Genomic DNA, 19,890 nt, shown 5'->3' with positions numbered 1-19,890 from the left:
GGTGGATCAGCCTCAGAAGCACTGCCGGACGTACTAGGCGGTGGCCGAGCGGTAGCGCCGGACCGCCAGTGTGCGGAAGACCACGATGATCAGGACGGACCAGATCAGCGAGGCCCAGACGGGGTGCTCCATCGGCCACGCCCCCGTCACCGAGGCCTCCCGGCCCGGAATCGTGTTGCCGAACAGCTCACGGGCCGCCTGCACGGTCGCGCTGAACGGATTCCACTCCGCGACGTGCTGGAGGAACGTGGGCATGCCGTTGACCGGCACGAAGGCGTTGGAGATGAAGGTCAGCGGGAACAGCCAGATCAGCCCGCCGGACGTGGCGGCCTCCGGCGTACGGACGACGAGCCCGATCAGCGCGCCGATCCAGGAGAACGCGTACCCGAGGAAGAGCAGCAGCGCGAAGCCGGCGAGGACGCTGCCGATGTTCTCGTGCGTGCGCCAGCCGATGAGCAGGGCGACGGCCGCGAGTACGACGAGTGTCAGCGCGGTCTGTACGAGGTCGGCGAGGGTACGTCCGGTGAGGACCGCGCCGCGTGCCATGGGCAGTGAGCGGAACCGGTCGATGAGCCCCTTGTGCATATCGTCGGCGATGCCGGCGCCCGCGCCCGCCGTGGCGAAGGTGACGGTCTGCGCGAAGATGCCCGCCATCAGGAACTCGCGGTAGGCCTGGGCGCTGCCGGAGGGGGCTCCGGGGATGTTGATGGAGCCGCCGAAGACGTAGGTGAACAGCACCACGAACATGATGGGCTGGATCAGCCCGAAGATGATCATCTCCGGGATGCGCAGCATCCGGATCAGATTGCGCTTGGCCACGACGAGCGAGTCGCGGACGGACTGGACGATGCCGCCGCGCGGGCTCGGGGCGAGGGCCTTCGGCGAGGCCTCGGTTACGGCGCTCACTTGGCGCTCTCCTTCTGGTTCCGGTCTGTGGTCGTGGCTGGGTCCGCGGTCGTGACCGCCGGTGCGCCGGCGGCCGGACGGGCGCCGTTCTCCTGGCCCTCCTCGGCCGCGTGGCCGGTGAGCGAGATGAACACGTCGTCGAGGGTCGGTCGGCGCAGGCCGATGTCGTCGATCTCGACGCCGCGCGCGTCGAGTTCCCTGATGATCTCGGCGAGCAGTTTCGCTCCGCCGGTGACCGGGACGGTGAGCTTGCGGGTGTGGTCGGCGACCATCACGTCGCCCTTGCCGAAGCCGGCCAGGACGTCGTGGGTCGGGGCGATCTGCTCGCGCTCGTGGACGACGACCTCGACGCGCTCGCCGCCGGTGCGGGCCTTCAGCTCGTCGGCGGTGCCGCGCGCGATGACCTGGCCGTGGTCGATGACGCAGATGTCGTGGGCGAGGTGGTCGGCCTCTTCCAGATACTGGGTGGTGAGCAGCAACGTCGTACCGCCCGCGACCAGTTCCTCGATGATTCCCCACAACTGCTGGCGGTTGCGCGGGTCGAGGCCGGTCGTCGGCTCGTCCATGAACATCACCGGCGGGGAGACGACGAGGGCCGCCGCGAGGTCCAGACGCCTGCGCATGCCGCCGGAGTACGTCTTGGCGGTGCGGTCGGCGGCCTCGGTGAGGTTGAAGCGCTCCAGCAGTTCGGTGGCCCTGGCCTTCGCGGCGCGGGCGCTCTGCTGGTAGAGCTGGCCGACCATCTGAAGGTTCTCGCGGCCGGTCAGATACTCGTCGACCGCGGCGAACTGGCCGGAGAGGCCGATGTTCCTGCGGACCTCGTTGGGGTGCTTGAGCACGTCGATGCCCGCGACGACGGCCTTGCCGCTGTCGGGCTGGAGCAGGGTGGTCAGCACACGGACCGCGGTGGTCTTGCCCGCGCCGTTGGGGCCGAGCAGCCCCAGGACCGTTCCCTCGGGGACATCGAGATCGACGCCGTCCAGTGCTCGTACGTCGCCGAACGTCTTGACCAGGCCTTCGGCGTAAATGGCGCCTGGCATAGGGGTACTCCCGGTTGTGTGTCAGATGCGATCAAATGGTGCGATCCGCGCTGCTGGAAAGCCTAAGCCGACGGAAGCAGGACCTGACGCTAACGCGATACATCGCGACAGGCAAGGGATTTAAGTAAGCTCTACGTAAAGGTGCCTGAGCTGCTGATCGGGCAGGTGACCGGCAGATGACCAGCAGGATCGCGGCACCATCGAACTCAGCCGAGAATCGTGTAGCCCGCCTCGCGCAGCGCCGTCGCCACGTCCACGCAGTGCTCCGGCCCCTTGGTCTCCAGATGCAGCTCCACGTCCGCCTCGGTCAGCCCGAGCCGCGGATCGGTCCGTACATGACTGACGTCCAGCACGTTCGCGTCGGCCACCGACAGCACCCCGAGCAGCGTCGCGAGCGCCCCCGGCCGGTCGGTGATCCGCAGCCGCAGCCCCAGATAGCGCCCGGCCGCCGCCATCCCGTGGCGCAGAATCCGCTGCATCAGCAGGGGATCCACGTTACCGCCCGACAGCACGGCGACCACCGGCCCGCGGAACTCCCTGGGGCGGCTCAGCAGCGCGGCGACCGGGCTCGCCCCGGCCGGCTCCACGACCAGCTTCGCCCGCTCCAGACAGAGCAGCAGCGCGCTGGACAGCTCGTCCTCGGAGACCGTACGCACCTCGTCGACCAGGTCCCTGACCATCGGGAACGTGATATCGCCCGGCCGGCCCACCTTGATGCCGTCCGCCATGGTCTGCTGCTCGGCGATCGACATCGGCCGCCCGGCGCGCAGCGAGGGCGGATACGCGGCGGCGCCCTCCGCCTGTACGCCGATCACCTGGATGTCCTGGCGCACCGCCTTCACCGCGAGGGCGATGCCCGCGGCGAGGCCGCCGCCGCCGACGCCGACGAGGATCGTCCGTACCTCGGGGCACTGCTCCACGATCTCCAGGCCGACCGTGCCCTGTCCGGCGATGATGTCCGGATGGTCGAAGGGGTGGATGAAGACCGCGCCGGTCTCCCGCGCGTACTCCTGCGCGGCGGCCAGGGTCTCGTCGACGACCTGGCCGTGCAGCCGCACCTCGGCGCCGTACTCGCGGGTCGCGGCGACCTTGGGCAGCGGCGCCGCGACCGGCATGAACACGGTGCAGCGCACCCCGAGCAGGGTCGAGGCGAGCGCGACGCCCTGCGCGTGGTTGCCCGCGCTGGCGGCGACGACCCCGGCCGCGCGCTCCTCCGGGGAGAGCCCGGCGATCCGCACGTACGCGCCGCGCAGTTTGAACGAGCCCGTCCGCTGAAGGTTCTCGCACTTGAGGTGCACCGGGGCGCCGACCAGGTGCGTCAGATGCCTGCTGCCCTCCATCGCGGTCATCCGGGCCACCCCGTTGAGCATCTTCTGCGCCCCGCGGATGTCGTCGAGGATCAGCGCGGGCGCGGAGCCGCGCGGGGAAGTGGAAGAGAATGATCCGGAAGGCCGAGACGTACCGAAGGTCATGACCGCCAGTCTCGCAGCTCACCGGCGGGTCGGCCGCCCGAGGAAAGGGCAGTCCACCGGTTTACGCGGGGCAGGTACGGGCAGGGTCGGGGCCGCGTACTGTGTCCCCCACCAACCGACCACCGCACGAGAGAGCCCCAGCCATGCCCCCCACTCAGGACATGACTTCCGCTGTGTCGGCCTCCCCGGGCTCCGGCTCCGAACCCGCGGGTTCCGACCCCTCCGGCTCCGCACCTTTACAGTCCGCACCGGCGTCTTCCGCCGGAACCGAATCCGTCGCCACGGCTGACGCAACGGCCGACGCCACGCACGAAGACGCCGCGCTTCTCGACGCACTCCAGCACCAGGTGGCCGTCTTCGCCCGCCGGGCCGAACAGACCCGCCTCGGCGGCGTCGGCCAGGTGCGCAACTCCATGGACCGCGCCGCTTATCTGCTGCTCAACCGCCTTGATCTGGAAGGCCCGATGGGCGTCAAGGCGCTGGCCGCGGGGATGGGGATCGACTCCTCCACCGTCACCCGCCAGGTCGCGCCGCTGGTCGACACCGGCCTGGTCAAGCGCACCTCGCACCCGGAGGACGGCCGCGCCGTCGTCCTGGAACTCTCGGTGCGCGGGCTGAGCCGCCTCGAAGAGGTCCGCTCCTCCCGACGCGAGCTGATGTCGCAGGTCACGGACGGCTGGACGGAGGAGGAACGGGAATCGTTCTGCACCCTCCTCACCCGGTTCAACTCCGCCCTGTCCGCACGGCAGTCGGGCCCCGCGTCCGCCGAACCGCCCGCGCACCGGGCCCCGGTGGACGAGCCCTCCGGCACGGGGCCACCGTCGGCCTCTTGACCTGGGCCCCGCTCTGTCCTCAGATGAGGTGTGCGAGAGCGACGGCAAGCGATGACGGATCGCCGTCGTGCCCGTGAGTTCGAGGCATTCGTCGCGGGCGCGGCAGGCCGACTGCTGCATGCCGCCACCCTGCTGACGGGTGAGCCCGCCGATGCCCAACCGCACGCGGAGCGACTGCTCACGGACGCCCTGGCCCGCACGTACGCGGACTGGGACCGGCTGCGCGACGAGGACCCGTACGACCGCGCGCGCCAGGAGATCGCCACCCGCTACGCGCGCGGCGCCTGGCGGCACCCCCGAACGGGTGAGGGCGTGCTCGGCCGGCTCAGCCCGCAGGAGCGGATCGTCCTGGTGCTGCGGCTGTACGAGGGCGTCGCCGAGGAGCAGACGGCGGCGCTGCTGGGGCTGCCGGCCGAGCGGGTCCGCGCGATCTGCGCGCGGGCGGTCGTCGCGATGCGGCAGCCCGCGCCGGTCCGCCGCCCGGCACCGCACTGGCCGCTGTCGCTGCTCTCCCGGCTGGCGGCGCGATGAGCGGCCACAGCCGTAAGGAGGACGAGGTCCGCCGGATGCTCGATCTGCCGCATCCGCCGGTCCCCGTCGATCTCACGGCCCGCGCGACCGCCCGTGGCACCCGCGTCCTGAACCGCAGGCGCACCGGGCGGCTGCTGCTGTGGCTGCTCGCCGCGGTGGCCGTGACCGCCTTCGCGGTGTGGGCGTCGGTCGCCGAACCGTGGCTGGTCCCGCCGTCCGAGAAGACCCCACCGCTGGAGGGCTGGTGAGGCCGTGAGGCCCCCCAACTTCCGTCAGGCGAGCGCCTGCTGAAGGTCCGTCAGCAGATCGTCGGCGGACTCGATGCCGACCGACAGCCGGATCAGGTCGTCCGGCACCTCCAGCGGGGAGCCCGCCGCCGACGCGTGCGTCATCCGCCCCGGATGCTCGATCAGCGACTCGACACCGCCGAGGGACTCCCCGAGCGTGAAGACCTTCGCCCGGCCGCAGACCTCGATCGCCGCCTGCTCACCGCCGGCGACCTGGAAGGACACCATGCCGCCGAAGGACTTCATCTGCTTGGCCGCGATCTCGTGGCCGGGGTGGTCGGGCAGGCCCGGATAGTAGACCTTGGCGACCTTCGGGTGCCGGGCCAGCATCTCCGCGACGCGCGTCGCGTTCTCGCTGTGCCGGTCCATCCGGACGGCGAGCGTCTTCACGCCGCGCAGCACCAGCCAGGCGTCGAACGGACCGGAGATCGCGCCCATCGCGTTCTGGTGGAAGGCGAGTTCGTCGCCGAGCGTGTCGTCCGCGGTGATCAGCGCACCGCCGACGACGTCCGAGTGACCGCCCATGTACTTGGTCGTCGAGTGCACGACGACATCGGCGCCCAGGGCGAGCGGCTGCTGGAGATAGGGGCTCGCGAAGGTGTTGTCCACGACGAGCTTCGCGCCGGCGGTCCGGGCGACCTCGGCGAGCGCCACGATGTCGCTGATGCCGAGGAGGGGGTTCGACGGGGTCTCGACCCAGATCGCCTTCGTACGGGGGCGCAGAGCCGCCCGTACCGACGCCGGATCCGAGGTGTCGGCCACCGACCACTCGACGCCCCAGCGCGAGACGACCTTCGCGAAGAGCCGGAAGGTGCCGCCGTACGCGTCGTTGGGGATCACGACGTGATCGCCCGGCGACAGCAGCGTACGGAGCAGGCAGTCCTCGGCGGCGAGGCCGGACGCGAAGGCGAGCCCGCGCCGGCCGCCCTCCAGGGCCGCCAGATTCTCCTCCAGCGCGGAACGCGTGGGGTTGGCGCTGCGGCTGTACTCGTAGCCGCCGCGCAGTCCGCCGACACCGTCCTGCTTGTACGTGGACACCTGATAGATAGGGGGCACGACCGCGCCGGTGAGGGAATCAGGTGTGTTCCCCGCGTGGATGGCGATGGTCTCGAAACTGTGCTCGTCGCTCATGAGCCCCGAGGGTAGCGGGCCGGGGCGGGGGTGCTGCTCGCATCCGGGACAATGGAGCGCATGGAGATTCTCTGGTTCCTGATCGCGATGGGTCTGGTCGCGGCCGTCGTCGGCCCGGTCGTGCGGCGCCGCGGCGGTGGCATCCGCCAGGTCGCGCCCGGCTCGCCCGACGCCGCCGACCCGGACACCTACGAGTTCGTGCGGCAGGAGGACCTGGACCTCCGGCTGCCGGGGCCCGACCAGGACCTTCTCGACGTACTCGATGTCGTCCAGCGCACCCAGGACTGGCGGGCGGCGGCGCAGCTGCTCGCCGGGACGGCCAAGGAGGGCGAGGTGCGCTGGCAGCGCGTGCAGGCCTTCGCGGGTGCCGCGTCGCTGGAGCTCCAGCGGAAGCCGGGGGTCGGCGGCGCGTGGCTGAGGGCCTGGCGCGCGGACTCGCCGAAGGACGCGGGCGGCGCGCAGGTTCACGCGGAATTCCTGGTGCAGCAGGCCTGGCGTTCGTCGGCGGCGGGGACGGACGAGTTCCGGATCATCCTGGAGGAGGCCCGCTCGGTCTGCGGCGACGCGGCTCTGCTGGCGCCCGGCGACCCCGTGCCGTACATCATCGAGCTGGCCGTGGCCCGTGGGCTCGGCTATCCGCACGAGCGGTTCGACCAGCTGTGGGCGAAGATCATCGACCGCGCGCCGGACCACATGGGCGCGCATCTCGCGGCGCTGCACTACTGGTGCGAGAAGTGGCACGGCTCGCGCCAGGAGGCGGACCGGTTCGCGACGGCGTCGGCGGCGCGGGCCCCGCAGGGCTCACTGCTGGCCGCCCTGCCGCTGTTCGCGGTGTACGAGCATCTGCCGGAGGTCGCGCTGGTGCGGGACTTCTACGGCAGCGCGGTGGTGTCGAAGGCGATGGAGGGGGCGCTCTTCGCGGTGCACGCGGCCCGCCCCGACGACCCGATGCTCGCGCACGTACGGCATCTGCTGATCCTCTTCCTGGTGCGGGGCGAGCGCTGGTCGGAGGCGATGCACGAGTTCGTACGGGTGGACGGCTACATCGGCGCGCTGCCGTGGACGGTGAGCGAGGACCCGGCGGCGGAGTACGCGGTGTACCGGGCGCTGGCGGTGGCGGGGTACGAGGCGAACGGCGGGACTCCGGCGACGCTGCCGCGGTAGCGACCGGCCCGTCCCCGCGGTGCCGTGTCCGAGAAGGCACCATTGCCCGGCTGACCTGCGGTGGTGCATACTCCGGAGATCCCCCCACACCATGTCTTCACCTGTTCTCCGTATCCCTGGGGGCCATCCGATGGCACGCGTTCTGCCCTTCGTCCTCTTCGCGTTCGGTATCTGGTTCTGGCTGAAGGCCCGCCGGAGCGTGTCGTCACTCGTCGGTACGGAAGCGGAGCTGGGGCTGCTGTCCAGGGACCGGCAGAACAGGGAGCTGGCAGGACCGGACGCCGCCCTGGAGTACGCCCTGACCGAGGCGCGCGCGGGGCGCTGGGAGTCGGCGGCGGAGCTGCTGGGGCGGACGGGCAAGGAACGGGACTGGGAGCGGCGGGCGCTGTACGCGCGGGTGCTGGGCGAGGCGGCGGCGCGGGACGACTCCTGGCTGCGGGCGTGGCGCGCGTCCTGCCCCGACCCCGACGTGGACGCGGAGCTGGTCCAGGCGTCGGCGACGGTCTCGCGCGCGTGGCTGCTGCGGGGCTCGCCGTACGCCAGGCACATCACGCCCGAGCGGGCGGACAGCTTCCACGAGCTGCTGCCGGCGGTCCGTGCCGACACCGCCCGCGCGGCGGCGCTGGGCCCGGAGGACCCGTCGCCGTACATCGTCGAGATCCGTACGGCGCTGGGCGTCGGCCACGGCCCGGAGCAGATGCGTGAACTGTGGGCGGAGATCACGGCCCGCACCCCGCATCCCACGTCGGCGCCCCTCTACGGGGCACACGAGGCCGCGATGCAGTACTGGAGCGCGCGGTGGCACGGCTCGGCGGAGCTGGCCGAGGAGTTCGCCGCCCAGGCGACCGCCGACGCACCGCTGGGCACGCTGATGACGGCGTTCCCGCTGATCGCCTGGTTCGACCACCACGACGCCTCGGCGGCTCCGCGCGACTACACGACGCCGCGGCTGACGGCGCTGGTCGACGCGGCCCTGGCGGACACGACGACGGCGCCGCCGGACCACCCCCGCCTCCCGGAGGCGCGGCACCTGCTGGCGTACTTCCTGACGCGGCAGGGCCGCCACGAGGAGGCGCTGGAGCAGTTCCGTCTGGTCGACGGCTATGTGAACGCCCTGCCCTGGCGCACCCGACGCGACCCGGTGGAGTTCTTCACGGCGACGCGCACGACGGCGATACGCGGCGCCGAGGCGCGTGCGCGGATCCGCAAGGGCGTCTGAACCGGCGCTGCTCGTCTCCGTGCCGCCGGACCCTGGCATCGTGGGAGGTATGGACGAGACTCCTCTGCCCGGCGGGTTCATCAATCAGGTCGTACGTGTCGAGGACACCGTGCGGCGCTCACGCACGGTGTCGGACCAACGCGCGGCGTACGTCGGCGAGTTGCTGACGCTGTTCGAGGAGCGCGGCTGGGGCGGGGCGCCGCGGTTCCGGGGCGTGGACGCGCAGGGGCGTGAGGTGCTGGACCACATCGAGGGGCAGGTGGACCTGCCGGTGTCGGACGCGCGGCTGGTGCGGGTCGCGGAGCTGGTGCGGGAGTTCCACGATCTGACGGCCGGGTCGTCGCTCGCCGGCGCGCACGAGGTGGTGTGCCACAACGACCTGTCGCCGAGGAACACGGTCTACGCCGACGGGGTGCCCGTGGCCCTGATCGACTGGGACCTGGCGGCTCCCGGCGAGCGCATCCATGACGTCGCGCACCTGTGCTGGCAGTACCTGGACCTCGGCCCGCGCGTACCGGACGTGGCCGACGCGGCCCGCCGCATCACGCTGGTCTGCGACGCGTACGGCCTGGACGACCGGGACGGCATCGTCCGGACGATCCTCTGGTGGCAGGACCGCTGCTGGCGCGGCATCGACGAGTCCGCCGACCGCGGCGATCCGGCGATGACGGCGCTGCGCGAGCGGGGTGTGGTGGACGAGGTGCGGGCGGCGTACACATGGGTGTCGGCCCATGCCTTCGAGCTGGCGGCGCAGCTGTAGGGGGCGTTCCCGCGGCGCCGGAAATAATGCCGGGCGCCCTCCGGCGTCCCTCGTTTACACTCGACCGCATGGGTGTGTACTCGTACTACTTCTTCCGCTGATTCCGGGCGCGGACGCCCCGGCCCAGGTCCTGTTCAGGACCGCCGACGTCCCCTCTCTCCGCCCCTTCGACATCACCCAGCTCCGCCGTGCGCCGACGCGCGCACCTTCGCGGGCATGTCACTTTCAGGGAAGAACTCATGCGCGAACGCGCCCAATTGTCGATGAAGGACGTCTCCAAGTCGTACGGCGACCGGACCGTCCTCGATCAGGTGTCACTGTCCGTACGGCCCGGTGAGAAGGCCGGTGTCATCGGGGAGAACGGCTCCGGGAAGTCCACCCTGCTCCGGCTGCTGGCCGGGGCCGAGGCGCCCGACGGCGGCGAGGTCACCGTCCGCTTCCCCGGCGGGGTCGGGCATCTCACCCAGACCCTCGAACTCGATCCCCGGCTGACCGTCCAGGCGGCCGTCGACGCCGCCCTCGCGGACCTGCGGGAGCTGGAACGCCGTATCCGCGCCGCCGAAGCAGGGCTCGCCGACGCGACGGACGCCGAACTCGCGGCGTACGGGGAGCTGTTGACCGCCTATCAGGACCGGGGCGGCTACGAGGCGGACGCCCGCGTCGACGCCGCCCTGCACGGACTCGGGCTCGCCCACATCGGGCGGGACCGGCCGCTCGGCTCGCTCTCCGGCGGTGAGCAGTCCCGCGTGGCGCTGGCCTGCGTCCTCGCGGCGGCGCCCGAACTGCTGCTGCTCGACGAGCCGACCAACCATCTCGATCTCCGGGCCACCACCTACCTGGAGGACCAACTCCGCGCGCACCGCGGCACGGTGGTCGCCGTCACCCACGACCGCGCGTTCCTGGAGCGTGTGGCGACGACGATCCTGGAGGTGGACCGGGACACCAGGGCGGTGACGCGGTACGGCGACGGCTGGGGCGGCTACCGCACGGCCAAGGCCGCCGCCCGCCGCCGCTGGGAGCAGGACCACCAGGAGTGGCTGGCCGACCTCGCCCGTACGAAGGAGCTGGTCGGCGCCGCGGGGCAGCGGCTCGCGGCGACCGGGAAGGACCCGCGGCAGGGCTTCGGCAAGCACCGCCGCTCGCACGAGGCGAAGCTGTCCGGGCAGGTCAGGGCGGCGCGGGTACGGCTGGAGCGGCTGGAGCGGGAGCCGGTTCCCGCCCCGCCGCAGCCGCTGAGGTTCGCCGGCGCCCCGGCCACGACCGGGGCCGGTGGTGTGCCGGCCGAGCTGGCCGGCGTCGTGGTCGGCGACCGGCTGCGGCTGGACTCGCTCCAGGTGAAGGCGGGCACCCGCCTGCTGGTCGACGGGCCCAACGGCGCGGGCAAGACCACGCTGCTGCGCGTACTGGCCGGGGATCTCGCACCGGACGCGGGCAGCGCGCGCCGTACGGCTCACGTCGGTTATCTGGCACAGGAGTTGGCCGCCGCACCGACCGCGTCGCGGCTCTCGTTGCTGGGGGCGTTCGCGGCGGGCCGCCGGGGGCTGCCCGAGGAGCACACCGAGGAGCTGCTGGCTCTCGGGCTCTTTCGCGAGGAGGATCTGGCGGTGCCGGTGGCGGGGCTCTCGGTGGGGCAGCGGCGCCGGCTCGAACTGGCGCGGCTGCTGACGCGGCCCGCCGATCTGCTGATCCTGGACGAGCCGACGAACCATGTGGCGCTGAGCCTGGTGGAGGAGCTGGAGCGGGCGCTCGTCGGCTACGGGGGCGCCGTGGTCGTGGTCTCGCACGACCGCCGCTTCCGGAGCGAATTCGCGGGCGAGCGGCTGGAGTTGCGGGCGGGCCGGGTGATGTCAGCCAGGGCCTGTCCGGCGGATCTTCGTGGATAAGCCCAGGGCGTCTGGTGCGGTGCATCGCAAGGCGGAGGATCGTGCTCGTACTGGACGTACTTGAACGAGTCCGACAACGCGGCGAGGCGCCGTGCCAGGCGTCCTGGGCCCGCGAAGATCCGCCGGACAGGCCCTGGCTGACGCCGTACGCGCATCGCGGCGGCACCCGGACCGGGTGCCGCCGCGATGACGAACATGACGAGAGGAACGGATCAGGCGGCGGAGCCGGCCTTCCAGTCGGCCCAGTTCAGGTTCCAGCCGTTGAGGCCGTTGTCCGGCTGGATCGTCTTGTCCGGGGAGTTCTTGACGATGACGACGTCACCGACCATCGAGTTGTCGAAGAACCAGGCGCCCGGCTGGTTGGGGTCGTTCGCGCCCTTCACGTCGTTCAGACCGACGCAGCCGTGGCTGGTGTTGGACGAGCCGAAGATCGAGTCGTCACCCCAGTAGTTGCCGTGGATGAAGGTGCCCGACGTGGACAGCCGCATGGCGTGCGGCACGTCCTTGATGTCGTACTCACCCTTGCCGTCGTCGTCCGTGAAGCCGACCGTCGCACCGTTCATCCGGGTCTCCTTGAACTTCTCGGAGATCACCATCTGACCGTTGTACGTCGGGTTCTCCGGCGATCCCGCGGAGATCGGGATCGTCTTGATCGTCTTGCCGTCCTGCTGGATGGTCATGGTCTTGGCCTTGGTGTCGACCGTGGAGACCTGGTTGCGGCCGATCTTGAAGGTGACCGTCTTCTGCTGGACACCGAAGACCCCGTTCGCGCCCTCGACGCCGTCGAGCGCCAGCTTCAGGGTGACGGTGGAGCCGCCCTGCCAGTACTGCTCGGGGCGGAAGTCCAGGCGCTGCGAGTTGAACCAGTGGCCGACGACTTCCTGGCCGCTGCTCGACGTGACGGTGATCCCGCCCTGGACGGCGGCCTTGTTGGTGATCCCCTTGTCGAAGTTGAGCGAGACCGGCATGCCGACGCCGACGGTCGAGCCGTCCTCGGGCGTGAAGTTGCCGATGAAGCTGTTGTTGGGGGAGACGGTGGTGAAGGACGAGTTCTCGTGGGCCTCGCGGTCCTTGGAGTCCTTCGCCGTGGCGGTGATCTTGTAAGTCGTCGAGCGCTCCAGCTGGCCGTCCGGCTTCCAGCTCTTCCCGTCGGCGGCCAGCGTGCCATTGACGGCGGCCCCCTCGGCGGTGGCCATCTCGACCTTCGTGAGCGTGCCCTTGGTGACGGTGACCTTCGCGTCGCTGTTGATGCCCGCGTTGTCGGAGCCGTTCTTGGGCGAGATGGCTATCTGGGCCTCGGAGGTGTCCTTCGCCGCGGCCTCGTCCACCTGCGCCTGCGAATCCTTCGAACGCTCGGCTCCGGGCTTGTTGTCACCGTCGCCACCGCTGCAGGCCGAGAGCACGAGCACCCCGCCGAGCAGTGCGGACGCGGCCGCGAGGCCCTTGCGCCGCTTGCCGTTCGTCATCACACGCTTCTCCATCGTCGCCGATTCCCTGCCTATGACCTTTAAGAACACCCGTACCGGTTCGTCCGGTTCCACATCGGACGAAGATGTGTGCAACGCCACTCGCGCACCGGGATATACATCTGCGGCTCGTCTGTAAGCCCCGGTCCGCTTCGAGGACGTTCCGGAGACAAGGGTGTCACGCCTGTGAGCAAAACCACGCCCCCGCCCTCATTATCGCCGTCCGCACCGTCCTCCTCGACCAGGTCCTGACCCGCGCGACTTTCCCGCGACCCGCTGCCTTCACTAGCATCAGCGCACCCAGCCAATTCGGCGTTTTCCCAAGGGAGATCGATTACGTGTACGTGTCCGTACGCCGACCGCTGCTGACGGCGACAGCCGCCGGAATACTGCTCTGCCTCATGTGGTTCGTCCCCTCGGCGAACGCCACGAACGAGCAGAGCACCGGTCATCAGCACCCAGCCGCATCCGCCGACGAGGACGCGGCCGGGTCCCCGTAAAGGCGGCAGCAGTACGGAGGGGGCCGCCCGGCAGTCGGCAGTCGGGCGGCCCCCTCCGCGTATCCACGGCCCTGAGCCTCAGGCCAGCGGACCGGTCACCGGCTCCACCGCGGCCACCAGCCGCCCCGCACGTACGAAATCGTCGGCCGCCGCGAGATCCGGCGCCAGGAACCGGTCCGGACCCGGCCCCTCGATCCCCGCCGCACGCACGGCCTCGATGGCGGCCCGCGATGCGGGCGCGGGCACCAGGCCCGTACGCAGCTCGATCGCGCGGGTCGCCGCGTACATCTCGACGGCGACGACGCTCGTCAGGTGCCCGACGGCCGTACGGAGCTTGCGCGCCGCCGACCAGCCCATCGACACATGGTCCTCCTGCATCGCCGACGACGGGATGGAGTCGACGGACGCCGGAACGGCCAGCCGCTTCATCTCGCTGACCAGCGCGGCCTGCGTGTACTGGGCGATCATCAGACCCGAGTCGACGCCGGGGTCGTCCGCGAGGAAGGCGGGCAGGCCGTGCGAGCGGTTCTTGTCGAGCAGCCGGTCCGTGCGGCGCTCGGCGATGGAGCCGAGGTCGGCGGCGACGATGGCGAGGAAGTCCAGGACGTACGCGACGGGGGCACCGTGGAAGTTGCCGTTGGACTCCACGCGCCCGTCCGGCAGCACCACCGGATTGTCGACGGCGGACGCCAGTTCGCGGTCGGCCACGATCCGGGCGTACGCCAGGGTGTCCCGGCCCGCGCCGGCGACCTGCGGGGCGCAGCGCACCGAGTACGCGTCCTGCACACGGGGCGCCGCGTCCTCCTGGAAGTGCCCGGTCAGCCCGGACCCGGCGAGCACCCGCAGCATGTTGTCGGCGCTGACGCCCTGGCCGGGGTGCGGGCGGATGGCGTGCAGCTCGGGGGTGAGGACCTTGTCCGTACCGAGCAGGGCCTCCAGGGTGAGCGCGGCGGTGATGTCGGCGGTGGTGTAGAGCCGCTGGAGGTCGGCGAGCGCCATGACGAGCATGCCGAGCATCCCGTCGGTGCCGTTGAGGAGCGCGAGCCCTTCCTTCTCCCGCAGCTGGACGGGCGTGATGCCGTGCGCGGCGAGCAGTTCGCCCGCCGGCGCCGTTGTGCCGTCCGGGCCCTCGGCGTCGCCCTCGCCCATCAGCGTCAGCGCGCAGTGCGAGAGCGGCGCGAGGTCGCCGGAGCAGCCGAGGGAACCGTACTCGTGGACGACGGGCGTGATGCCCGCGTTCAGCACGTCCGCCATGGTCTGCGCGACCTCGGGGCGTACGCCGGTGCGCCCGGAGGCGACGGTCTTGAGCCGCAGGAACATCAGCGCCCGCACGACCTCCCGCTCGACCCGCGGTCCCATGCCGGCGGCGTGCGACCGCACGATGTTCCGCTGGAGCCGCCCGCGCAGGTCGGGGCCGATGTGCCGGCTGGCGAGCGCCCCGAAGCCGGTGGAGACGCCGTACACGGGCTCGGGCTTGGCGGCGAGCGCGTCGACGATCGCGCGGGCGGCGGCGAGCGCGGAGAGGGCGGCGGCGGAGAGCTCGACACGGGCGTTGCCGCGGGCGACGGCGACGACGTCTTCGGCGGTGGTGCCGGACGTCCCCACGACGACTGTGTGCATATCCATATTCAGGAGCGTACGTATTGAAACTCAACGTGTCACTAGTCGGCCGGGGCCCGCGGGTGCGCCTGCGGCGCGCTGGGTGGGTTGCGGTGGTTGCCGGGCCTGCCCGGTGGGCCGGGGTGCGCCTGCGGCGCTGGGTGGGTTGCGGTGGTGGCCGGGTGCCGCTCCGGGGTCATGCCCGGACGGCATGATTTACGGCGCGTGCACGGCTCGTTGGCCCCGAGGGAACCGGCATTCCCACGCGCCACAAATCAGCCTGAGTGTCCGACCACGACCCCTGCGCGTCCCCGTTCAGCCCGCAGGACGGAAACAACGCCAGACTGCCCGGCTGGTGAGGGTCCCGCGCGGCCGGGTCCCCGCGCGGGGCGACGGCAGTACACCACCGGACCGGCCGCCCACGCGGCTTGAACAGCGTCACGTGGCGGCATGAGGGGGGCGGGGTCGCAGGAGGGGTGTGTTCGGACACTCAGGCTGATTTGTGGCGCGTGACCAAGAAGGCCTCAGCGGATCCAACGAACCCTGCACGCGCCGTAAATCACGCCGTCCGGACATACCCCTCCGGAGACCCCGAACCCCGCCCCCGGGCCAACGAACCCGCACCCCGGAGGACCCGCCACCCCGCCCCGGCCAACGAACCCGCAACACCCTCACCCCGAACCCCCGGGGGGAACCCGCATCCCACGGAACCGTCTCCGCTCCCCCGGTACCGGCGGCCGGGGTGGCTCGTCCGCCAGGCGCAGCACGTCCCCGTCCCGCCCCGCCACCACCGGCCCCACCGACCGCGCCGCCTTCGCGCGGTACTGCGCCGCGTCCGCCAGCCGGAACAGCCGGCGCGCCGACTTCAGCGGCCCGATCGCGTCCCCCGTCGAGGCGACCCCGCACGCCACCCCCTCGCCCAGCTCCAACTCCGCGGCCCGGCGGCAGAGTTCATCGGCGACCGCCACCACGTCGTCCGCGCCTGGACCCACCGTCAGCAGACAGAACTCGTCGCCGCCCAGCCGCGCGGCCAGCGCCCCCGGCAGCCGGGCTCCGCACACCGAGAGCAGCGAGCCGAATCGTTCCAGCAGTCGGTCGCCGACGGCATGCCCAAGCGTGTCGTTGACCCGCTTGAGGCCGTTGAGGTCGCAGACCACGAGGCTGACGACCGTCCCGTCCGTACGGTGCAGCGCGACCGCCTCGTCGAGGCGCATGTCGACCGCGCGGCGGTTCGCGAGCCCCGTCAGCGGGTCCGTGAAGGCCAGCCGCCGGGCCTCTTCGAGCCGCTCCGTCTGCGCGATCCCCGACGCCACGACCGACGCGATGACGGTCGCGAAGTCCGCGTCCGCGCGCCCGAAGACCGGCTCCCCGAGCGGCCTCGCCACATACAGCTCCCCCCACGCCCGCCCGTGCAGCACGATCGGCGCGACGACGCAGCTCCCCCGGCCGCGCCTGCGCAGCGCGGCGACCCGCTGGTGGCAGTAGCCCGGCTCACCGCCCGTGGCGGCAGGGCCGTCGACCGTCTCGACCCATGCGTTGGGTTCGCCGCCGCCCGCCCACCGCTCGTGCAGGAACTCCGCGATCTCGGGGAACCGGTGCACGGGATACGACTCGTCCTCGGGGAACTCCTCCTCCCCCTCGGCCAGCTCCCCCGCGTTCACCAGGATCTTGAGCTGCCCGAGGTCCCGCTCCCACACGGACAGCGCGGCGAAGCTGCCGGCCAGCGCGTCACGTGCGCCGAGCGCGGCGGCCCGCCAGGACTCGTGCGGGGTCTGCGCCAAGGCCATGGCCTGGGCAAGCTCCACGACGGCCCGTAGCCGTACGTCCTCTCCCATCACTCCACCTTAGGGCGCTTTGGGATGATTTGATCACTCAGGGCAAGGGGTCGTCACTCTCCGTCCGCAACCTGATGAAAAGGCACACGCGCTACTCGCCGGGCCACTCCGGCTTCCGCTTCTCGTTGAACGCCGCGACGCCCTCCGCACGGTCCCCGGAGAAGGCCACCGACCGCCATGCCGCGTCCTCGACCTCCAGACCGGCCCGCAGATCGAGCCCGTGCCCGAGCCGCAGGGCCCGCTTCGCCGCCCGGAGCCCGACCGGCGAGTTCGCAGCGATACGGGAGGCCAGCGCCAGCGCCTCCGTGCGGTCGGCCGCCTCGTCCACCAGCTGGTCGACCAGGCCCAGCTCGCGCGCCTCGGACGCCTCCAACCGCCGTGCGGTGAAGATCAGTTCGGCGGCGCGGGCGGCCCCGACGCGGCGCGGCAGCAGTTGCGTACCGCCGCCGCCGGGGATCACGCCGACCGACACCTCGGGCAGCCCGACGACCGCCGTCGGGTCGGCGACGATCAGGTCGCAGGAGAGCGCCAGCTCGAACCCGCCGCCGAGGGCGAAGCCGTGCACGGCGGCGATGGTGGGCATCGGGAGTTCCAGGACGCCGGTGTACGCGGCGCGGGCGGTCGGCCGCTGCCGTACCAGCTCGGCGTCGCTCAGCGAGTTCCGCTCCTTGAGGTCCGCGCCGACGCAGAACGCGCGCGCGTGGGTCGAGGTGAGGACGGTGACGCGTACGTCCCGGTCCGCGCCGAGCGCCGCGCAGGCGGCGCCGATGGAGCGTGCCATCTCCGTCGAGACCGCGTTCATGGCCTTGGGCCGGTCGAGCACCAGCTCGGCGACATGACCGTGCCGACGTACCGCGACGAACTCCCCGAACCGCCGGTCCTCCGTACCCACCGCACCCACCCGCTTCCCGGTTAACGATCGTTGACCGGGATCATAGGGGGCGCCCGTCAGGCCTCCGGCTTGGGGCGTCGCGTCAGGAGCCACGGCTCCACGACACCCAGGCCACGCACCGGCCGCTGCCACATCGGCTGTATGGCGAAGCGGTACGAGGGCGGCTCCTCGCCGGCCTTCTCGGCCGCCGCGGCCTGCTCCGCCGCCTCGGCCTCCGACGCGGGGGTGTCACCGGTCCGGATCAGTTCCTCCGCGAGCGCGCCGTCGACCAGGACGGCGTCCTTGGGAGCTATCGAGGTGAGCCGGCTCGCGAGATTGACCGTGTTGCCGAAGACGTCGCCCATCCGGGTGGTGACGGTGCCGAACGCGATGCCCACGCGCAGCGCCGGCATGGAGTCGTCGTGCGTCATGCTCTCGATGAGCCGCAGCGCGATCTCCGTGGCCGTGCCCGCGTCGTCGGCGGCGTACAGGACCTCGTCACCGAGCGTCTTGATGAGCCGGCCGCCGTGCGCGGCGACGAGATCGGCGCAGGTCGTCTCGAACGCCTCCACCAGCTCGCCCAGCTCCTCCTCCTCCAGGCGGCGGGTCAGCCGGGTGAAGCCGACGAGGTCGGCGAAGCCGACGGCGAGACGGCGGTCGACCATCTCCTCGTCGTCGGCGGCCTGGACGACACGTCCTGTGGCGGCGGCGAGCTGGCGCCGCCACACGTACACCAGGAACTCCTCCAGCTCCGGGAGCAACAGCTCGACCAGGGGATATGTGACCTCGGTCCGCGTCATTCCGGGCTCGGGCGGTTCCGTGAGCCCGGCGAGGAAGGAATCGATCTGCCATTCAGCCAGCCGGGCAGTGGTCTGCCCGGTCGACCGGGCGACCTGGATCGCCATCGGCTCGCTCAGCAGCCCGGCCTCGACGAGACCGGCGAGCCGCCGCAGCGCGAGGACGTCGGCCTCGGTGAGGGCCCGTGCCTGACCGATGTCGGCGAAGCCCATGGCCCGCCAGAAGCGGGACGCGAGGTCCATCGAGACACCGGCGGTGCGGGCGGCCTGGAAGGGGGTGTAACGGCGCTCGGCGCCGATGATCAGCTGTTCGATCCGGATGGCGAGGGGGTCGTCGCTGGGCTCGGCCGTGTGGTCGACGGCGTGGTGCGGAGTGGGGTGACCGGAGGAGTCCGACGGCGGCTTTTCGTCCCCACCACCGGAGGTCGTGTCGTCGACCGTCACCAGCCGCCTCCTGCCCGTTCCCTGCGCACTGCCCTGCCGATCTGTCGTGGGTCGCCTCAACGATACGGCAGGTCGGGGCTGTCGGGGTCGCCGTTGCCGCCATGCCGTGTCTGACAAATCCCGCCTGGCGCGCGACGCCCGTTCCCACACCCCGACGACCGCCGGCCGCCCCACCCGAAACCGGCCCCGGCCACCCGGCCGGGCACCGTGTACCGGGCCCTCCCTACGCCGCGCGCAGGTGCACCACGTCGCCCGCGGCCACCGGCTCACGGCCGCCGCCCTCCGTCGCGACCACCAGGCGGCCGTCGCCGTCGATCGCCACCGCGTCGCCCACCAGTTGCCGCTCTCCCGGCAGTTCCGCCCGCACCGCGCGGCCCAGCGTCGCGCAGCCCGCTACATACGCCTCCTGGATGCCCGACGCCGCCGGGTCGCCCGCGGCGTCCCGCCATGCGCCGTACCAGCGCTCAAGGCCGCGCAGCACCGCTCGCAGCAGCGGGTCGCGGTCGACGGACACCGCGTTCGCCAGCGCGAGTGAGCCCGCGCCGGGAACCGGCAGTTCCGCCTCGGTGAGGCTGACGTTCAGGCCGATGCCGACGACCACCGCGTCCGCTCCCGCGCGCTCCGCGAGGATGCCGCCCGCCTTGCGTTCCTCCTTGGCCGCCGCTGTTCCCTCGTCGCCCGCCTTCCCTCCGACCGTCACCAGCAGGTCGTTCGGCCACTTCAGCGCCGTGTCCACGCCCGCCGCACGCGCGACCGCCGTCGCCACCGCGACGCCCGTGAGCAGCGGCAGCCATCCCCACCGCTCCACGGGGACGTCCGGACCCGGCCGCAGGAGTACGGAGAGGAACAGCCCCGACCGCGCGGGCGCCGTCCATACGCGGTCCAGCCGCCCGCGGCCCCGCGTCTGCTCCTCGGCGACGAGCACCGCGCCTTCCGGGAGGCTGTCCGCGCGGGCGGCGAGGTCGGAGTTGGTGGAGCCCGTCGCCGGCACGATGTCGAGCGACGTCCACAGGCTGCCCGGCACGATCAGCCCCCGCCGCAGGGCGGTGGTGTTCAGCGGAGGTCGTTCGAGGTCGGTCCAGCGGCTGCCCGCGGCATTCTGCTCGGTCATGCGGGCAAGCGTAGGTGTGGTCAACGACGCACTGCCGAACG

At 71.9% G+C, this 19,890-nt stretch carries 18 protein-coding genes; 8 read left to right on the top strand and 10 right to left on the bottom strand.

What is annotated here, in order from left to right:
- Positions 1 to 33: 33 nt before the first annotated feature.
- The 3 genes from ACIBLA_RS01835 to ilvA all read right to left on the bottom strand — a co-directional run bounded on the left by ACIBLA_RS01835 (position 34) and on the right by ilvA (position 3,316).
- A complete protein-coding gene (locus ACIBLA_RS01835) occupies positions 34 to 906 on the bottom strand; it encodes an ABC transporter permease (RefSeq protein WP_363244544.1) in 873 nt (290 codons plus the stop codon).
- A complete protein-coding gene (locus tag ACIBLA_RS01830; RefSeq protein WP_363244543.1) occupies positions 903 to 1,946 on the bottom strand; it encodes an ATP-binding cassette domain-containing protein in 1,044 nt (347 codons plus the stop codon). Before ACIBLA_RS01830 ends, ACIBLA_RS01835 begins: the two co-directional genes overlap by 4 nt.
- Before the next feature lie 206 nt (positions 1,947 to 2,152).
- A complete protein-coding gene (gene ilvA / locus ACIBLA_RS01825; RefSeq protein WP_363244608.1) occupies positions 2,153 to 3,316 on the bottom strand; it encodes a threonine ammonia-lyase in 1,164 nt (387 codons plus the stop codon).
- Positions 3,317 to 3,765: 449 nt separating this feature from the next.
- Here ilvA and ACIBLA_RS01820 point away from each other — a divergent pair, with 449 nt between their 5' ends.
- The 3 genes from ACIBLA_RS01820 to ACIBLA_RS01810 are packed head-to-tail and all read left to right on the top strand — an operon-like array spanning position 3,766 to position 5,030.
- Positions 3,766 to 4,251, top strand: a complete 486-nt coding sequence (locus ACIBLA_RS01820) for a MarR family winged helix-turn-helix transcriptional regulator (protein ID WP_399197583.1) — start codon at positions 3,766 to 3,768, stop codon at positions 4,249 to 4,251.
- 51 nt (positions 4,252 to 4,302) lie between these two features.
- Positions 4,303 to 4,782, top strand: a complete 480-nt coding sequence (locus ACIBLA_RS01815) for a sigma factor-like helix-turn-helix DNA-binding protein (protein WP_399197512.1) — start codon at positions 4,303 to 4,305, stop codon at positions 4,780 to 4,782.
- Positions 4,779 to 5,030 (top strand): hypothetical protein, encoded by a 252-nt coding sequence (locus ACIBLA_RS01810; RefSeq protein WP_363244540.1) that lies wholly within the window; start codon positions 4,779 to 4,781, stop codon positions 5,028 to 5,030. The genes ACIBLA_RS01815 and ACIBLA_RS01810 overlap by 4 nt, the downstream gene beginning before the upstream one ends.
- A gap of 24 nt (positions 5,031 to 5,054) precedes the next feature.
- Here ACIBLA_RS01810 and ACIBLA_RS01805 read toward each other — a convergent pair whose 3' ends face one another.
- Entirely contained in the window at positions 5,055 to 6,200 is a 1,146-nt protein-coding gene (locus ACIBLA_RS01805) for a cystathionine gamma-synthase (RefSeq protein ID WP_363244539.1), read from the bottom strand.
- Between the two features lie 60 nt (positions 6,201 to 6,260).
- Between ACIBLA_RS01805 and ACIBLA_RS01800 the strand changes: the two genes are divergently transcribed.
- The 4 genes from ACIBLA_RS01800 to abc-f all read left to right on the top strand — a co-directional run bounded on the left by ACIBLA_RS01800 (position 6,261) and on the right by abc-f (position 11,226).
- Positions 6,261 to 7,364 (top strand): hypothetical protein, encoded by a 1,104-nt coding sequence (locus ACIBLA_RS01800; RefSeq protein WP_363244538.1) that lies wholly within the window; start codon positions 6,261 to 6,263, stop codon positions 7,362 to 7,364.
- Positions 7,365 to 7,494: 130 nt separating this feature from the next.
- Positions 7,495 to 8,583, top strand: coding sequence for a hypothetical protein (locus ACIBLA_RS01795; RefSeq protein ID WP_399197511.1), 1,089 nt, complete (start codon positions 7,495 to 7,497; stop codon positions 8,581 to 8,583).
- Between the two features lie 49 nt (positions 8,584 to 8,632).
- A complete protein-coding gene (locus ACIBLA_RS01790; protein WP_363244535.1) occupies positions 8,633 to 9,343 on the top strand; it encodes a phosphotransferase in 711 nt (236 codons plus the stop codon).
- Between the two features lie 239 nt (positions 9,344 to 9,582).
- Entirely contained in the window at positions 9,583 to 11,226 is a 1,644-nt protein-coding gene (abc-f, locus tag ACIBLA_RS01785) for a ribosomal protection-like ABC-F family protein (RefSeq protein WP_363244534.1), read from the top strand.
- A 212-nt stretch (positions 11,227 to 11,438) separates the two neighbouring features.
- On the opposite strand, the gene ACIBLA_RS01780 is transcribed toward abc-f, so the two are convergent.
- Complete coding sequence (locus tag ACIBLA_RS01780) at positions 11,439 to 12,707, bottom strand: Ig-like domain-containing protein (protein ID WP_363244533.1); 1,269 nt, start codon at positions 12,705 to 12,707, stop codon at positions 11,439 to 11,441.
- Between the two features lie 323 nt (positions 12,708 to 13,030).
- Here ACIBLA_RS01780 and ACIBLA_RS01775 point away from each other — a divergent pair, with 323 nt between their 5' ends.
- Positions 13,031 to 13,192, top strand: a complete 162-nt coding sequence (locus tag ACIBLA_RS01775; protein WP_399197589.1) for a hypothetical protein — start codon at positions 13,031 to 13,033, stop codon at positions 13,190 to 13,192.
- Positions 13,193 to 13,270: 78 nt separating this feature from the next.
- Here ACIBLA_RS01775 and hutH read toward each other — a convergent pair whose 3' ends face one another.
- From hutH to ACIBLA_RS01750, 5 genes are all read right to left on the bottom strand, one after another.
- Complete coding sequence (gene hutH / locus ACIBLA_RS01770; protein ID WP_399197510.1) at positions 13,271 to 14,818, bottom strand: histidine ammonia-lyase; 1,548 nt, start codon at positions 14,816 to 14,818, stop codon at positions 13,271 to 13,273.
- 644 nt (positions 14,819 to 15,462) lie between these two features.
- Complete coding sequence (locus tag ACIBLA_RS01765; RefSeq protein ID WP_363246302.1) at positions 15,463 to 16,626, bottom strand: sensor domain-containing diguanylate cyclase; 1,164 nt, start codon at positions 16,624 to 16,626, stop codon at positions 15,463 to 15,465.
- Positions 16,627 to 16,717: 91 nt separating this feature from the next.
- Complete coding sequence (locus ACIBLA_RS01760) at positions 16,718 to 17,518, bottom strand: enoyl-CoA hydratase/isomerase family protein (protein ID WP_399197509.1); 801 nt, start codon at positions 17,516 to 17,518, stop codon at positions 16,718 to 16,720.
- Between the two features lie 56 nt (positions 17,519 to 17,574).
- A complete protein-coding gene (locus ACIBLA_RS01755; RefSeq protein ID WP_363246300.1) occupies positions 17,575 to 18,738 on the bottom strand; it encodes an adenylate/guanylate cyclase domain-containing protein in 1,164 nt (387 codons plus the stop codon).
- Between the two features lie 223 nt (positions 18,739 to 18,961).
- The gene (locus tag ACIBLA_RS01750) at positions 18,962 to 19,849 is read right to left on the bottom strand and encodes a biotin--[acetyl-CoA-carboxylase] ligase (RefSeq protein ID WP_363246299.1); all 888 of its coding nucleotides are present in this window, start codon (positions 19,847 to 19,849) and stop codon (positions 18,962 to 18,964) included.
- Between the last annotated feature and the right edge of the window lie 41 nt (positions 19,850 to 19,890).

It is taken from the genome of Streptomyces sp. NPDC050433 (genome assembly GCF_044458565.1).
GTDB lineage: Bacteria > Actinomycetota > Actinomycetes > Streptomycetales > Streptomycetaceae > Streptomyces.
This window is presented reverse-complemented; position numbering and strand designations above follow the sequence as displayed.

Coding starts and splice junctions, on each gene's coding strand:
- ACIBLA_RS01830 (WP_363244543.1), bottom strand. CDS start 1,946: ATGCCAGGCGCCATTTACGCCGAAGGCCTGGTCAAGACGTTCGGCGAC.
- ilvA (WP_363244608.1), bottom strand. CDS start 3,316: ATGCTCAACGGGGTGGCCCGGATGACCGCGATGGAGGGCAGCAGGCAT.
- ACIBLA_RS01815 (WP_399197512.1), top strand. CDS start 4,303: ATGACGGATCGCCGTCGTGCCCGTGAGTTCGAGGCATTCGTCGCGGGC.
- ACIBLA_RS01810 (WP_363244540.1), top strand. CDS start 4,779: ATGAGCGGCCACAGCCGTAAGGAGGACGAGGTCCGCCGGATGCTCGAT.
- ACIBLA_RS01805 (WP_363244539.1), bottom strand. CDS start 6,200: ATGAGCGACGAGCACAGTTTCGAGACCATCGCCATCCACGCGGGGAAC.
- ACIBLA_RS01800 (WP_363244538.1), top strand. CDS start 6,261: ATGGAGATTCTCTGGTTCCTGATCGCGATGGGTCTGGTCGCGGCCGTC.
- ACIBLA_RS01795 (WP_399197511.1), top strand. CDS start 7,495: ATGGCACGCGTTCTGCCCTTCGTCCTCTTCGCGTTCGGTATCTGGTTC.
- ACIBLA_RS01790 (WP_363244535.1), top strand. CDS start 8,633: ATGGACGAGACTCCTCTGCCCGGCGGGTTCATCAATCAGGTCGTACGT.
- abc-f (WP_363244534.1), top strand. CDS start 9,583: ATGCGCGAACGCGCCCAATTGTCGATGAAGGACGTCTCCAAGTCGTAC.
- ACIBLA_RS01780 (WP_363244533.1), bottom strand. CDS start 12,707: ATGGAGAAGCGTGTGATGACGAACGGCAAGCGGCGCAAGGGCCTCGCG.
- hutH (WP_399197510.1), bottom strand. CDS start 14,818: ATGGATATGCACACAGTCGTCGTGGGGACGTCCGGCACCACCGCCGAA.
- ACIBLA_RS01765 (WP_363246302.1), bottom strand. CDS start 16,626: ATGGGAGAGGACGTACGGCTACGGGCCGTCGTGGAGCTTGCCCAGGCC.
- ACIBLA_RS01750 (WP_363246299.1), bottom strand. CDS start 19,849: ATGACCGAGCAGAATGCCGCGGGCAGCCGCTGGACCGACCTCGAACGA.